Source organism: Arsenicicoccus cauae, from assembly GCF_043162025.1.
GTDB classification, from domain to species: Bacteria; Actinomycetota; Actinomycetes; order Actinomycetales; family Dermatophilaceae; genus Arsenicicoccus; species Arsenicicoccus cauae.
On record NZ_CP171001.1, the window covers coordinates 2,811,068 to 2,825,906 of the forward strand.

At 73.9% G+C, this 14,839-nt stretch carries 15 protein-coding genes; all 15 read right to left on the bottom strand.

The genetic code is table 11. The features are described from left to right. Positions 1 to 10: 10 nt before the first annotated feature. Positions 11 to 1,486 carry a uracil-xanthine permease family protein gene (locus tag ACF3NS_RS13170; protein WP_392466557.1) on the bottom strand — a complete coding sequence of 492 codons (1,476 nt, stop codon included), beginning with the start codon at positions 1,484 to 1,486 and terminating at the stop codon, positions 11 to 13. 44 nt (positions 1,487 to 1,530) lie between these two features. Next, the gene (gene manA, locus ACF3NS_RS13175) at positions 1,531 to 2,751 is read right to left on the bottom strand and encodes a mannose-6-phosphate isomerase, class I (protein WP_154594411.1); all 1,221 of its coding nucleotides are present in this window, start codon (positions 2,749 to 2,751) and stop codon (positions 1,531 to 1,533) included. Positions 2,752 to 2,800: 49 nt separating this feature from the next. Next, positions 2,801 to 3,286, bottom strand: coding sequence for a PH domain-containing protein (locus tag ACF3NS_RS13180; protein WP_154594412.1), 486 nt, complete (start codon positions 3,284 to 3,286; stop codon positions 2,801 to 2,803). A gap of 10 nt (positions 3,287 to 3,296) precedes the next feature. Further along, a complete protein-coding gene (gene hisG / locus ACF3NS_RS13185) occupies positions 3,297 to 4,160 on the bottom strand; it encodes an ATP phosphoribosyltransferase (RefSeq protein WP_154594413.1) in 864 nt (287 codons plus the stop codon). An 11-nt stretch (positions 4,161 to 4,171) separates the two neighbouring features. Beyond that, on the bottom strand, positions 4,172 to 4,435 hold the full coding sequence (locus ACF3NS_RS13190) for a phosphoribosyl-ATP diphosphatase (protein WP_288799827.1): 264 nt from the start codon (positions 4,433 to 4,435) through the stop codon (positions 4,172 to 4,174). 255 nt (positions 4,436 to 4,690) lie between these two features. Beyond that, positions 4,691 to 5,347 (bottom strand): ribulose-phosphate 3-epimerase, encoded by a 657-nt coding sequence (gene rpe / locus ACF3NS_RS13195; protein WP_289033395.1) that lies wholly within the window; start codon positions 5,345 to 5,347, stop codon positions 4,691 to 4,693. A 47-nt stretch (positions 5,348 to 5,394) separates the two neighbouring features. Next, entirely contained in the window at positions 5,395 to 6,894 is a 1,500-nt protein-coding gene (locus tag ACF3NS_RS13200; protein ID WP_289033397.1) for an RsmB/NOP family class I SAM-dependent RNA methyltransferase, read from the bottom strand. Then, positions 6,891 to 7,817, bottom strand: coding sequence for a methionyl-tRNA formyltransferase (gene fmt / locus ACF3NS_RS13205; RefSeq protein ID WP_392466560.1), 927 nt, complete (start codon positions 7,815 to 7,817; stop codon positions 6,891 to 6,893). The genes ACF3NS_RS13200 and fmt overlap by 4 nt, the downstream gene beginning before the upstream one ends. A 9-nt stretch (positions 7,818 to 7,826) precedes the next feature. Then, positions 7,827 to 8,375 (bottom strand): peptide deformylase, encoded by a 549-nt coding sequence (gene def / locus ACF3NS_RS13210; RefSeq protein ID WP_288800228.1) that lies wholly within the window; start codon positions 8,373 to 8,375, stop codon positions 7,827 to 7,829. Positions 8,376 to 8,420: 45 nt separating this feature from the next. Continuing rightward, positions 8,421 to 9,050: an HAD-IA family hydrolase gene (locus ACF3NS_RS13215; RefSeq protein ID WP_154594416.1), complete on the bottom strand. Its 630-nt coding sequence runs from the start codon at positions 9,048 to 9,050 to the stop codon at positions 8,421 to 8,423. A gap of 70 nt (positions 9,051 to 9,120) precedes the next feature. Further along, positions 9,121 to 11,235: a primosomal protein N' gene (locus ACF3NS_RS13220; RefSeq protein ID WP_195849247.1), complete on the bottom strand. Its 2,115-nt coding sequence runs from the start codon at positions 11,233 to 11,235 to the stop codon at positions 9,121 to 9,123. Between the two features lie 206 nt (positions 11,236 to 11,441). After that, a complete protein-coding gene (gene metK / locus ACF3NS_RS13225) occupies positions 11,442 to 12,644 on the bottom strand; it encodes a methionine adenosyltransferase (RefSeq protein WP_311966721.1) in 1,203 nt (400 codons plus the stop codon). A gap of 39 nt (positions 12,645 to 12,683) precedes the next feature. Beyond that, entirely contained in the window at positions 12,684 to 13,973 is a 1,290-nt protein-coding gene (gene coaBC / locus ACF3NS_RS13230) for a bifunctional phosphopantothenoylcysteine decarboxylase/phosphopantothenate--cysteine ligase CoaBC (protein ID WP_154594417.1), read from the bottom strand. An 8-nt stretch (positions 13,974 to 13,981) separates the two neighbouring features. Further along, the gene (gene rpoZ / locus ACF3NS_RS13235) at positions 13,982 to 14,245 is read right to left on the bottom strand and encodes a DNA-directed RNA polymerase subunit omega (RefSeq protein ID WP_019286114.1); all 264 of its coding nucleotides are present in this window, start codon (positions 14,243 to 14,245) and stop codon (positions 13,982 to 13,984) included. A 2-nt stretch (positions 14,246 to 14,247) separates the two neighbouring features. Then, a complete protein-coding gene (gene gmk, locus ACF3NS_RS13240; protein WP_288798321.1) occupies positions 14,248 to 14,838 on the bottom strand; it encodes a guanylate kinase in 591 nt (196 codons plus the stop codon). Position 14,839: the final 1 nt, after the last annotated feature.

The window sequence follows — 14,839 nt, forward strand, 5'->3', positions numbered from 1 at the left end:
GAGTAGCCCCTCAGCGCCGGCGTCGCGCCTCGCCGTCGTTCTTGCCGTCCTCGACGTCGTCCTCGACGTAGTCCTCGTCGACGTACATCCCGGGGGTGTCCAGGACGAGGCTGCTGCCCCCGGCGGTGTCGCTCAGGTGCCGCGGCGCGACCGCGTGCGCGAGGTGGTAGAGCGCGACGGTGACGACGGTGCCCAGAGCGATGCCGCCGAGGGTGAAGTCGTCGGTGATCCGCAGCGAGGTGTCCCCGATCCCGATGATGATGCCGGCCGCGACGGGGACCAGGTTGACGGGGTTGCCGAAGTCGACGCCGTTCTCCTTCCAGATCTTGGCGCCGAGCAGGCCGATCATGCCGTAGAGCACCACGCAGATGCCGCCGAGGACGCCTCCCGGGGTGGCGGAGATGATCGCGCCGAACTTCGGGGAGAAGCCGAACACGATCGCCACCAGGGCTGCCACGACGTATGCGGCCGTGGAGTAGACGCGGGTGGCGGCCATGACGCCGATGTTCTCGGCATACGTGGTGGTGGGACCGGCCCCCACCCCCGTGGCGAGGACGGACCCCAGCCCGTCGGCCATGATGGCCCTGCCCATCTCCTGGTCGAGGGGCGCCCCCGTCATCTCTGCGACGGCCTTGACGTGGCCGGTGTTCTCGGCGATGAGGGCGATGACGACGGGCAGGGCGAGCAGGGCGTAGGCGAGGGAGAACTGCGGCAGGTGCCAGCCGACCGTGGTGCCGGACGTGGCGGGCGGGAAGCCGAACCACGGGGCTGCGCTCACGGCCGACCAGTCGACGCGGAGGTGCTCGACGACGCCGGTGGGGTTCTGCGCGGAGACTGCGCCGGGCTGGAAGCTCGTGATGGGGCCGGCCACGAGGTCGAGGACCCAGGACACGGCATACCCGATCAGCAGGGCGAGGAAGATCGCGACCCGGGACAGGAACCCCCGCACGCCGACGTTGAGCAGCACGACGACCAGCATCACGACCAGCGCCACCCACTGGTCCTGCGGCCAGTAGGTGCGGGCGACCACGGGCGCAAGGTTGAAGCCGATGAGCATGACGACCGCGCCCGTCACGACGGGCGGCAGCGTGCGGTGGATCACGGTGGCGCCGGCGAGGTGGATGACGACACCCACGACGGCGAGGGCGACCCCGCACCAGAGCATCGCCCCGGAGACGTGCGCCGGGGACCCGCCCGCGGCATAGATGGCGGTCGCCACCCCGACGAACGAGGCCGACGAGCCCAGGTAGCTCGGCACCCGACCGCGCACGATCGCGAGGAACAGCAGCGTCGCGACGCCGCTCATCATCACCGCGAGCTGCGGGTTGAGCCCCATGAGGATCGGGAAGACGAAGGTCGCACCGAACATCGCCACGACGTGCTGGGCGCCCAGCCCGATGGTCTTGCCCCAGCCGAGCCGCTCGTGCGGGGCCACCACGGCTCCCGGTTCCAGGACTCCCCCGTTGTGCAGCGTCCACAGCGCCATCAGGTCATGCTCCTCGCCGGCCGGAGCGTCCGGCCCGCGTCATCCTAGCGACCGGTCGTGCCGATCACGACGTCGCCACGACCCGTCAGCACGAGTCCCGAGTCCGTCGCGGGCGAGTAGCAGCTCTCTCCCCGTCCGAGCACCACCTGGTCTCCCGCGTCGTCGGTCACGGTGACCTCGCCCTCGAGGCACAGCAGCAGGCGCGGAGCGCCGTCACCGGGGAGGTGCCGGCCACCGGCCGTCGCGCCACCCTCGCCCACCGTGCAGCGGAGCAGGTCGAACTCCGGAGCCGGCGTCTCGAAGTGCGTGAGTCCCGGGGCGACCTCGACCGGGCGCAGGGTCGGGACGGTCACCGCGGGGTCGAGCAGGCGCAGCAGCTCGTCGACGTCGACATGTTTGGACGTCAGGCCGGCGCGCACCACGTTGTCCGAGTTGGCGAGCAGCTCGATGCCCGTCCCCTGCAGGTAGCAGTGCAGACCGCCGGCCGGCATGAACAGCCCCTCGCCCGGGCTGAGCGTCACGTGCTGCAGCAGGAGGGAGGCCACCAGCCCGATGTCCCCCGGGTGCTGGCGCGCGATGCGCACGGCGGCGCGGAAGGCGGCTCGGTCCTCGTCCGCCACGCCGGGGTCGTCCGCGAGCTCCCCGCAGCGCCACTCGACGTCGGCGAGGAGCTGGTCCCGCTCGCGCATGGGCCAGTGGAGCAAGGTGGTGAGCGCACGGACCTGTGCCTGGTCCTCCCCCGAGCGCAGGGCGTCGACGACGGTGGCCAGCGCGGGCACCTGGAGGTGCTCGACGATGCGGGCCGCCTCCTCCACGCTGCGAAAGCCCGCCAGCGCCTCGAACTCGGTGAGCGCCAGCACGGCCTCCGGCTTGGGCCAGTCGTCCTTGTAGTTGCGGGCCGGGTCGCGCAGCGGGATCGACGCGGCGTCCTCCCGTGACCACCCCTCCTGCGCCTGGGCCCGGTCGGGGTGGACCTGGATGGACAGCGCCTTCTCCACGGCCAGGACCTTGAGCAGGAAGGGGAGGCGCCCGTCGAACCGGCTCGCGCAGGCGACGCCGAGCTCCTGCTCGGGATCGGCCGCGATGACCCGGTGGAGCGTGGTCAGACCCTGCTCCCGCTCGAGCAGGGCAGGGGCACCGGGGTGGGCCCCGATCCACAGCTCGGCCTCGGGCCCGGGGGACGGCGTCGGCCTGCCCTGGAGGGTGGCGATGACGTAGCGGGAGCCCCAGTCGTAGGGCTGGACGACGGCTTCGAGACGATCCACCCAGCAACTCTAGCGAGGGGGGAGGCCCCGGACGGCCGAATGAGCAAGCTCAGACCTCCCGGAGCCGGTCGTCCTCGCCGCGACGCGGGCGGTGGGACTCCACCAGGGCTGCGAGGCGCCCGGCCTGCGCCTGGGACCCCAGGCCGTCGGCCCGCTGGATGGCCATCACCGCGACCGTCTCGGTGTCGTCGAGCACCACGGACACCCAGGGGTCACCGTGCCCGAACCGCACCGCCTCGATGCTGGTCCACGGCAGGTGCCGCGTCGTCATCAGGTTGCGGACGGTCAGACCAGACTCGTCGGGGATGGCCCGGATCGCGGCATACCGCGCGAGCACGGCGGCGATCGCGACACCGCACCCCACGAGCATGAGCCGATCGACGGCACCGAAGCCCCGGGCCCCGCCGGGGACCAGCGCCGCGAGGACGCAGAACAGCACCAGGCTGACGACCCCGGCGCCCAGGGCCACGGCCCGTCCCCGGCGCGGCTGGAAGGGGTCGTAGGGCGACGGCCCCGGCCGGTCGACGGCGCTCATCCGGCCGCGGTCACAGCCGGCACGCGGCGATGTCGGTGACCAGGATGCCCCGCGCGCCGATGCGGTAGAGCTCGTCCATCACGGCGTTCGTCTGCTTGCGGGGCACCATGGACCGCACGGCCACCCAGGCGCGGTCGTGCAGGGGCGAGACCGTGGGCGACTCCAGGCCCGGCGTGACGGCGACGGCCCGCTCGACCAGCTCGGCCGGGCAGTCGTAGTCCATGAGGACGTACTGCCGGGCGACGAGCACGCCGTGCAGCCGCCGCCGCAGGGTGTCCAGGGCGGGGTCGGGCTCACCCTGCGTCGCGGCACCGGCGTCGGACCGGCTGATGAGCACCGCCTCGCTGCGCAGGATGGGGTCGCCGAACACCTCGAGGCCCGCGTTGCGCAGCGTCGTGCCGGTCTCGACCACGTCGGCGATCAGGTCGGCCACGCCCAGCGTGACCGCGGTCTCCACCGCGCCGTCGAGATGGACGACCTCGGCGGTGATGCCGTGCTCGTCGAGGTGGGAGCGGACCAGGCCTGAGTAGGACGTCGCCACGCGCCGGCCGTCGATGTCGCTCACGGCGTCCATGGACCCCGCGGGCGCGGCGAACCTGAAGGTCGACCGGGCGAAGCCCAGCGCCATGACCTCGCGCGCGGTGCTGCCGGAGTCGAGCAGCAGGTCGCGACCCGTGATGCCGAGGTCGACGGTGCCCGCTCCGACGTACACCGCCACGTCACGGGGGCGCAGGTAGAAGAACTCGACGCCGTTGTCGGCATCGGTGAGCACGAGCTCCTTGGTGTCACGACGCTGGGCGTAGCCCGCTTCCTTCATGATCGTCGTGGCGGGCTCGGACAGCGACCCCTTGTTGGGGACGGCGACTCGCAGCATGGGGTCTCCGGTCAGAGGTGGGCGTAGACGTCGTCCAGGCCGATGCCCCGGGCGAGCATGAGGACCTGGAGGTGGTAGAGCAGCTGGCTGATCTCCTCGGCGGCGCGCTCGTCACCCTCGTGCTCGGCCGCCATCCACACCTCGGCGGCCTCCTCGACGATCTTCTTGCCGATGAAGTGCACGCCCTGGTCGAGCTCGGCCACCGTGCCGGAGCCTTCCGGCCGGGTCGCGGCCTTGTCGGTGAGCTCGGCGAACAGCTGGTCGAAGGTCTTCACGCGCTACAGCCTACGGCTCCCGGTGACGGCCGTATGACGTCGTCCGCGACGCGGGACCGCGTCCATCCGAGCCCCGGCGGGGCCGCCTCCCTCCGCACCGGCCTGGCGCGCCAGGGCTGGCACACGCCGCAGGCACTCGAGCGCTGCGCGACTGGTCGCTGGCACCGGAACCCCTCTCCCTCGAGAAGTCGTACGCACGCATAGTACGACAAATCGCACGGAGAGTAACTAGGTGCGGATACCTAGCGTGACTAGTCATCCGGCGTGCGCCGCCACGAGCCCACGCAGGTGGTCGACCGCCGCCGCCGCGTCCTCGGCGCCGTAGACCGCGGACCCGGCCACGAAGACGTCGGCCCCCGCCTCGGCGCACCGCTCGATGGTCGTGAGGGACACCCCGCCGTCGACCTGCACCCACACCTCGCCGCCGTGGCGCCTCACCGCCTCGCGGACCTCCCTCACCTTGGGCAGCTGGTCGGCCATGAAGGACTGGCCGCCGAACCCGGGCTCGACCGTCATCACGAGGATCATGTCGAGCTCGGGCACGAGGTCGGCGTAGGGCGCGAAGGCGGTGCCCGGCTTCAGCGCCATGCCCGCCCGGCCACCCGCGGCGCGCAGGGCCCGGGCGAGCCCGCGCGGGTCGCGGGTCGCCTCGACGTGGAAGGTCGCCGACCCGGCCCCGGCCTCGACGTACGCGGGCGCCCAACGGTCCGGGTCGTCGATCATCAGGTGGCAGTCGAGCGGGATCGGGCTCACCCGCGCGAGTGCCTCGACGACGGGCAGCCCCAGCGTGAGGTTGGGCACGAAGTGGCCGTCCATCACGTCCACGTGAGCCCAGTCGGCGTTGCCGATGCGGTCGAGCTCGTGCTCCAGGTTGGCGAAGTCGGCGGACAGGATGCTGGGCGAGATCTGCACGGGCCCAGCCTAGGCGAGCCGCCGTCCGCCGGAGGTCTCGCCGTCGGTCAGCGCTTGCGCAGCAGGGCCAGGAACATCCCGTCGGTCGCGTTGCGGTGGGGCCAGAGCTGCACCTGCGGACCCTCCCCCGCCAGGTCCAGGCCCGGGGCCACCGTGAGCATGGCCTCCCGGGCGTCCAGCACCTCGACGTCGTCCCGGCGCCCCGCCACGTCCTGCACCACGAAGGTGGTCTCGTTGACGTGCGGGCTGCAGGTCGCGTAGCCGATGACACCCCCGGGACGGGTCGCGTCGATGGCCGAGGCCAGCAGCTCGCGCTGCAGCTGGGTGAGGGCAGCCAGGTCCGCCGGGGTGCGGCGCCACCGGGCCTCCGGGCGGCGCCGCAGCGCGCCCAGCCCGGTGCAGGGGGCGTCGACGAGCACGCGGTCGTAGCGGCCCGGCTCGTCCACGCCGACGTCCCGGCCGTCGCCCACCCGCACGTCCACACCGGCCCCGGCCGCCACGGCGGCTCGCAACCCCTGGCGGACGAGGTCGGCCCGGTGGGGGCTCACCTCGTTCGCCGTGAGGTAGGCCCGGCCCACGGACAGCGCCGCCAGCAGCCCGGCCTTGCCGCCCGGGCCGGCGCACAGGTCGAGCCACTCCTCGGGGTAGTCGTCGATGCTGTCGACCGGCACCGCGGCGAGCGCGAGGGCCAGCAGCTGCGAGCCCTCGTCCTGGACGGCGGCCCGTCCGTCACGGACGGGGGCCAGAGCCCCGGGGTCGCCGCTGCGCAGCACCGCGCCGACCGGTGAGACGGGGGCCGGCTCGGCGCCGAGCCGGACCAGCTCGGCGACGCCCACCAGGCCGGGGCGCGCCACGAGCATGACGTCCGCCGGGTCGTTGTCGGCCTCCAGCAGCGCGACCAGCTCGTGGTCGACGGTGTCCGGGGACGCCGCGCCGTGCGCGACGAGCGCGGCGCGCAGGGCCCTGACGATCCACTCCGGGTGCGAGTGCTCGACGGCCAGCCGGTCCGTGCCGGTGCCGGTGGGCAGGACCCGGCCGAGCCACTCCTGCCGGGACCGCTCGCTGACCCTGCGCAGCACGGCGTTGACGAAGCCCGCCGCGCCGGCCCCGTTGACCTGCCGCGCCAGCCCGACCGTCTCGGCGACGGCGGCGTGGGCGGGGACGCGCATCCCCAGCGCCTGGTGCGCCCCGAGACGCAGCGTGTCGAGCACCGGCGGGTCGATCTTGTCGACGGAGCGACCGGCGGCATCGGCGAGGACGGCGTCGTACAGGCCCTGCCACCGCAGCGTCCCATAGGTGAGCTCGGTGGTGAAGGCCGCGTCGCGACCCTCCATCGCGTGGCCACGCAGGAGGCGCGGCAGCTCCAGGTTGGCGTAGCCGCCCTCGGCGACGCTGCGCAGCACGGTGTAGGCGGTGAGCCGCGCCGGGTCACCGCTGCGGGCGCGCTCGGAGGGGCGCTGCGCACTCCGCGGCCGGGGCCCGCGGCGGCCCTCGGGGCGGTGGCGCCGCGCGGGCCCGTCGGCACGCCGGTCGTCGGGGGAGGTCACTGGCCCATCACGTCCTCGTCGGTGATCCGCACGCCACGCGCCCAGTCGGCGGCGGCCATCTCGCGCTTGCCCTGCGGACGGACGGTCCACAGCCGCACCGCCGTGGTCGCGGTCCCGACCACGACCTCCCGCTTGCCGGCCTCGACCTCGCCCGGCCCGAGGTCGGGTCGGGAGTCGACCGTGACCGGCCCGATGCCGAGGCGCTCGCCCCGGAAGGTCGTCCACGCGCCGGGGTCCGGGGTGCACCCTCGCACCTGGCGGTCGATGGCGAAGCCGGGTGCGGCCCAGCTGATCCGGGCCTCCTCCACGGTCAGCTTGGGCGCGTGGGACACGCCGTCGGGGCGCTGCGGCACGGCCTGGATCGCGTCCGCCTCGATCGCGTCGAGGGTCTCCACCAGCAGGCCGGACCCGGCGACGGCGAGCCGGTCCAGCAGGTCACCGGCCGTGTCGGTCGGGCGGACGGCCTCCGTCATCCTCCCCAGGACCGGCCCGGTGTCCAGACCCTCTTCGAGCAGGAAGGTGGTCGCCCCGGTGATCTCGTCGCCGGCCATGACCGCGCGCTGGACGGGAGCGGCACCCCGCCAGGCCGGCAGCACGGAGAAGTGCAGGTTGACCCAGCCTCGCGGGGGGACGGCCAGCGCCGTCGGGGGCACCAGCCCACCGTAGGCGACCACGGGGCAGCAGTCGGGCGCGAGCTCGCGCAGTCGCTCGAGCACCTCCGGGTCACGCAGGCTGCGGGGGGTGAGGACCGGGAGCCCGGCCCCCTCCGCGCGGGCCCTGACCGGCGACGGGACCAGGGTGCGGCCTCGTCCGGCGCGCGCGTCGGGTCGGGTGATGACCGCGACGACGTCGTGGGACGACCCGAGCAGGGCCTCCAGGCTGGGCAGGGCGACGGCCGGGGTGCCGGCGAAGACGAGACGCATGGCGGGCTCCTAGAGGCCGAAGGCCGAACCGGACAGGTGGGGGCTGGCCTTGACCGTGGGCGCCGGCGACCCGGACCACTGCGCCTCGCGGATCGCCCGCATCGCGAGGCGCCGCTGCTCGGGGTCAAGCCGGTCGATGAAGAGCACCCCGTCCAGGTGGTCGGTCTCGTGCTGGACGCAGCGCGCGAGGAGCTCGGACCCCTCGAGGCGGACCGGCTCGCCGTGCATGTCCTGGCCGGTGGCCACGACGCGCAGGGCGCGTCGGGTCGGGAACGCCAGGCCCGGCAGGGACAGGCAGCCCTCGTCCCCGTCCTGGGTCTCCGGCGACAGGTCGAGGCAGGGGTTGACGAGGTGCCCGAGGACGCCGTCGACGTAGTAGGTGAACACCCGCAGGGAGACGCCCAGCTGAGGTGCCGCGAGGCCCGCCCCCGGCGCGTCGATCATGGTGTCGGTCAGGTCCTGGACCAGACCTCGCAGCTCGGCGTCGAAGTCCGTCACGGGTGCGGCCGGGGTGCGAAGGACCGGGTCGCCGAACAGGCGGATGTCCATGACTGACACGTGCTGCGGTCCTTGGTGGGTGCGACGACGGCTGGCGGTCCCAGTCTACGCGGGTCGCAGCGGCGCCCCACGGGCGACCAGGTCGCGGCGCAGCTGCTCCGGCCCGGTGAAGCGGACGGCGTCGAGACCGCACGCCGTCGCCGCCACGACGTTGCGGGCGTTGTCGTCGGTGTAGCAGCACTCGGTCAGGGGGATGCCCATGCGCTGCTCGAGGATGCTGAAGATCGCCGGGTCCGGCTTGATCACGCCCTCGGCGCCCGACACCACGACGTCGATGAAGCCCTGCAGGAAGGCGAAGCGGGGCCGGGCGTGCTGCTCGAACAGCTCGCTGGACCAGTTGGTCAGCGCGAAGAGCGGCACCCTGGCGTCGTACAGCTCCCGCAGGATCTGCACGGTCCCGTTGATCTGGTGCGTGAGCGACTTGTCGAAGTTGGCCGCGTAGGAACGGATCTCGTCGGCGTACCGGGGGTGCTCGGCGATCGCGCGGTCCTCCGCCTCGGTTACGGGCACGCCACGGTCGAGGGAGAGGTTCCAGTCGTGGAAGCTGAAGTCGTCCGCGGCGAGGAAGGCCCGCGCACGCTCCTCCCCGACACCGGCCGCGATGGCTGGCAGGGGGTCCCACGCGACGAGCACCTGCCCGAGGTCGAAGACCATCGCGCGTGTCTGCCTGCTCATCTCGTCCCGCCTCCGCCTCGTGGTCGCCCGACAGGCCCCACCGTATGCCGTCGACCACCCCCGTACGCCGTCACACCACCGCGTCGCGCGGGCCGACCACGACGTGCACCGTCTCGGGCTCCTTGCGCGCCGAGCGCGTGGCGCGCATCGCCCGCAGGGCGTCGGCGAGGTCGAGGGCGTGCTCGTGGCCCGTGCGCAGCAGGATCCGTTGGCGCGGCGGAGGGTCGTCGCCCACCCGGCGAGGACCAGGTGGGGGCGGCGCCGGCAGCGGGCCGAGCCGCTCGACGGTGTCGGCCAGCCCCACGGCGGCGACCGCGTCGGCCAGGGCGTGCCGCTCCGCGTCGAGGCTGGCCATCACCACGGCGGGCGGCAAGGACAGCTCACGGCGCTCGGCCAGCTCGCGGGCCGCCAGCCAGCCTGGGTCCCAGCGCACCAGCGCCTCCACCGGCGGGACGGTGAGGTCGGTGGGGGCGCCGCACAGGACCGCGACGGCGCCCGAGGAGGCCGCGCGGGCCAGCGCGGCGGCGCCGAGCCAGCGCCGCAGCGCCTCCAGGGACGCGTCCAGGTCGGGGCGGTCCAGGCTCGCCCAGGCGTCCAGGAGCAGGACGGCGGCATAGCCTGACTCGGCGACCGGCTCGGCGCCGGGCGTGGCGATCACCAGCGCGGGCCGCGACCCGACCCGGCCCACGACCTCGCCCGAGCCGGACGTGATGACCGGCACCCCGGGAAAGGCCCGGCCGAGCTCCTCGGCGGTGCGCCTCGCCCCCACCACGGACGACCGCAGCCGGCTGCCCTCGCACTCGGGACACTCGTAGCGCGCCACCGTCGCCCCGCACCAGCGGCACCGGGGCGCCGCGTCGCGGCCGCCGAGGCCGAGCGGGCCGTGGCAGACCGGGCAGCGAGCCGGGGCACGACAGTCCTGGCAGGACAGGGAGGGTGCGTAGCCACGACGCGGCACCTGCACCAGCACGGGCCCGGAGTCGAGGGCCTTCTTGGCCGTCCGCCAGGCCAGCGAGGGCAGGTGCGCGCTCGCCGCCGCCGCGTCGCGCTCCTGCTCGTGGCCCTCGCCCGCGAGCACCACGCGCGGAGCCGCCCGGCGGAGCGCGACGGGGTCGGCCGCCACGACCGGCATCGCGCCGGCCTCGACCAGGCGCTGCACCTCGACCGAGCGGGCGAAGCCCCCGGCCAGGGCGGCGGCCCCCTCGCGACGGGCCCGCGCCAGCAGCACGTCGCGCACGTGCGGGTAGGGCGCCCGCGGCTCGGCGAGGAGGTCGTCCCCGTCGTCCCACCAGGACACCAGCCCCAGGTCCTGGACCGGCGCGAACATCGCGGCGCGGGTGCCCACGACGCAGCGAACGTGCCCGCGCAGCACCTTGAGCCAGGCCGTGTAGCGCGCCTGCGGGCCCTGCGCCGCGGTGAGGCGCACGTGCGAGCCCTTGCCCAGCACCGCCGTCAGCGCCGCGTCGACCCGGTCGACGTCGCGGTGGTCGGGCACGACGAGCAGCGCCCCACGTCCCGAGGACAGCGTGGTGGCCGCCGCCACCGCCAGCAGGTGCGGCCAGTCGCGCTCCGGGTCCCCACCGCTGGGCGTCGCCTGCCAGCAGGCGTGGGGCGAGCGACCCTCCGCCAGGTGCCGCAGGAAGGCATCGCCCGCGCGCAGCTCCCCCCACGGCCCGGGGTCGGGCCGTGGTGGCGTCGGCGCCGGCTCGCCGGACAGGTTGCGCTCGGCCGTCGCGTGCCGTGGGGGGACGGCGAGGCGCAGGACGTCGGACACCGTCCCGGCGCGGGCCCTGGCCACCTCGCGGCAGGTGTCCAGGACGGCCGGGGTGAGCACCGGCTCGGGGCTGACCACCCGCCGCAGGGGCGCGAGACGCCCCTGGTGCTCGGGCTGCTCCTTGCGGGCGATCACGAAGCCGTCGACGTCCTGACCGGCGAAGCGGACCCGCACCCTCGCACCGGGCACGGCCGTCGCGGCCAGCTCGTCGGGGACGGAGTACTCGAAGGGGCGGTCGAGGTGCGCCAGAGGCAGGTCGACGAGGACCTCGGCGATCGGGTCGCCCTGCGTGGTGCCCCCGGCCGGCGGCAGGGACCGGTCACCGCGCACGCGCGCCCGCACGAGCGCCAGCTGCTCGCCCGTCGCGGCCTCCACGGTCCCCTGGGCGGGCACCCGGTCCTCCTGCGTCATGGCCACGTTTCTATCGCACCCCGCCGACATACCCACGCCTGGCCGGACCCCGTCGCCCCGCTGTGAGCGTGACCCCCGTAGTCCGTGACCTTCATCCCCAACACCTGGGCGGTGCTCGCGAGCTCCTCGGCCGGGCGTTCGTCGAGGGTCCCTACCTGGTGGCGGCCCTCCGCGCCGTCACGCTACCCGCATCAGCGGGACACGCCCTAGGCGCGGACGGCGCGCTGCAGGGCCTCGACGCGGTCCGTCCGCTCCCAGGTGAAGCCGCCGTCGTCGCCGCCGGTCCGGCCGAAGTGGCCGTAGGCCGCGGTGCGGGCGTAGATCGGCCGGAGCAGGTCGAGGTCGTCGATGATCGCGGCCGGGCGCAGGTCGAAGGTCGAGGTGATGGCCCGCTGGATCGCCTCCACCGGGGCGCTCTCGGTGCCGAAGGTCTCGACGTACAGCCCGACGGGCTGGGCCTTGCCGATGGCGTAGGCGACCTGGATCTCGCACCGGCGGGCGAGCCCCGCGGCCACGACGTTCTTGGCGACCCAGCGGGTCGCGTAGGCGGCGGAGCGATCGACCTTCGAGGGGTCCTTGCCGGAGAAGGCGCCGCCGCCGTGGCGCGCCATGCCGCCGTAGGTGTCGACGATGATCTTGCGCCCGGTCAGGCCGGCGTCGCCCATGGGCCCGCCGATCTCGAAGCGTCCGGTCGGGTTGACCAGCGTGCGGTAGCCCTCGACGTCGAGACCGTCGGCGTGCTCGGCAAGCACGGGCTCGAAGACGTGCTTGACGATGTCGGGCTGGAGCAGCCCCTCCAGGGAGATGTCGGTGGCGTGCTGCGTCGACAGCACCACGGTGTCCACGCGGACGGCGCGGTCACCGTCGTAGGCGATCGTGACCTGCGTCTTGCCGTCGGGACGCAGGTAGGGCAGCGTCCCGTCCTTGCGGACCTCGGTGAGGCGCTCGGAGAGGCGGTGCGCCAGGTGGATCGGCAGGGGCATGAGGTCGGGCGTGTCGTCGCACGCGTAGCCGAACATCAGGCCCTGGTCGCCGGCACCCTGCTTGTCGAGGGCGTCCACCGCGCCGGTGCGGGACTCGTAGGCCGTGTCGACGCCCTGGGCGATGTCGGGGCTCTGCTGGCCGATGGAGATCTCGACGCCGCAGGACTGCCCGTCGAAGCCCTTGGTGGAGCTGTCGTAGCCGATCGCGAGCACGGTGTCGCGCACGATCCGGGGGATGTCGACATACCCCTCGGTGGTGACCTCGCCGGCGACGTGGACGAGGCCTGTGGTGACCATGGTCTCGACCGCGACCCGCGAGCGAGGGTCCTGCCGGAGCATCTCGTCGAGGACCGAGTCGGAGATCTGGTCGCAGATCTTGTCGGGGTGGCCCTGGGTCACGGACTCGGACGTGAACAGACGCGACACGTGTTGCTCCTCAGCACATGGACGGCAGTTGCCGGGAGTCTAGCGCCGCAGTTCGGTGGCGATGACGTCGAGGAGCGCGTGTGAGACGCGCGTCTTGGTCGTGGGTCCCGCGGTGACGGGCGCGCCCCCGTCGCGGCGCAGGATCGTCACGGTGTTGTCGTCCTGGCCGAAGGTCACGCCGACCCCGACCTGGTTGACGACGAGGAGGTCGCAGCCCTTGCGCCGCAGCTTGTCCTGGGCGAGCTCCAGCACGGAGTGCTCCGCGTCCCCCGTCTCGGCGGCGAAGCCCACGATGTAGGGCACCTGGCCGCCCTGGCGGTGCCGCTCGCGCACGAGCTCGGCGAGGATGTCCGGGTTGCGGACGAGCTCGATCGTGGGGGCGGACTCGTCAGGCCCGCCGTCGGCGCCCTGGCCGTGGGTCTTCTTGATCTTGGCCGTGGCCACGTGCCGTGGCCGGAAGTCGGCGACGGCGGCGGCCATGATGATCACGTCGGCGTCCTTGCTCAGGTCGGCCAGCTGAGCCTGCAGGTCCAGGGCGGACTCGATCCTGCGGGTGACGATGCGGGGATGGTCGGGCAGTCGTATGTCGACCGCGCCCGCCACGAGGACGACGTCGGCACCGCGCGCGGCCGCCGCCTCGGCGATCGCGACCCCCTGCTTGCCGCTGGACCGGTTGCCGAGGTAGCGGACGGGGTCCAGCGCCTCGCGGGTGCCGCCGGCGGAGACCACGACGACCACCCCGTCGAGGTCCTGGCGCGGGTCCGTCCCGGGCTCGAGCGCGCGGACGGCTGCGGCGTAGATGTCATCGGGCTCGGGGAGCCGCCCGGGACCGGTGTCCGAGCCCGTCAGCCTCCCGGACGCGGGCTCGATCACGGTGACACCACGGGCGCGCAGGGTAGCGACGTTGGCCACCGTCGCCGGGTGCTGCCACATCTCCGTGTGCATGGCCGGGGCCAGCACCACCGGGCAGCGCGCCGTCAGCAGGACATTGGTCAGCAGGTCGTCGGCCAGGCCGTGCGCCGCCTTGGCGAGCAGGTTGGCGGTGCACGGGGCGACGACGACCAGGTCCGCCTGCTGGCCGAGCAGCACGTGCCGCACCTGCTCGACGTCGTCGAAGACCTCGTGGGTGACGCGCTTGCCGGACAGCGCCGACCACGTGGGCTCCCCCACGAACCGCAGCGCCGCCTCGGTCGGGACGACGGTCACGTCGTGTCCGGACTCGGTGAAGCGGCGCAGCAGGGAGGCGGCCTTGTAGGCAGCGATGCCCCCGCCGACGCCGAGGACGACGCGACGGGGGCCGACGCTGTTGCTGTCCCCGTGGACAGCCATGGGGCGGATCAGCCCTCGGTGGGCTCGGAGGTGAGCAGACCGTCGTTGATCTCGCGCAGGGCGATCGACAGGGGCTTCTCGTGGACCTGGGTCTCGACCAGGGGCCCGACGTACTCCAGCAGACCCTCGGACAGCTGCGAGTAGTAGGCGTTGATCTGCCGGGCGCGCTTGGCCGAGTAGATGACCAGTGCGTACTTGGAGTCCGCAACCTGGAGCAGGTCGTCGATCGGCGGGTTGGTGATCCCGATGGGGGCAGCAACGGTGCCAGGCACAGTCAGTCTCGCTTCAGTCGATGGGTGGATCTCATCAATGATACGAGTTCCTCGGCCGCGCGGCGAACATCGTCGTTGACGACGGTGACGTCGAACTCCGCCTGGGCGGCGATCTCGGCCCGAGCGGTGGTCAGCCGCCGGGCTCGCTCCGCCTCGTCCTCGGTGCCCCGGCCGACCAGCCGGCGCACCAGCTCGTCCCAGCTCGGGGGCGCGAGGAAGACGAACTGCGCCTCGGGCATGGACTCGCGCACCTGGCGGGCGCCCTGCAGGTCGATCTCCAGGAGGGCGGGTCGGCCCTCGGCGAGGACCTCGTCGACGGGCCAGCGGGGCGTGCCGTAGAGGTGCGTCCCGTGGACAGTGGCCCACTCGAGGAACTCCCCCGCGTCGCGGCGGCGCTCGAACTCCTCGCGGTCCAGGAAGTGGTAGTGGACGCCGTCGCGCTCGCCGGGGCGGGGGGCCCGGGTCGTGGCGGAGACGGACAACCACACCTCGGGGTGGTGGTCGCGGACGTAGGCCGCCACCGTCCCCTTGCCGACGGCCGTTGGTCCGGCGAGGACCACCAGTCGAGGGCCGGGCGCAGCGGCCTCGGGCATC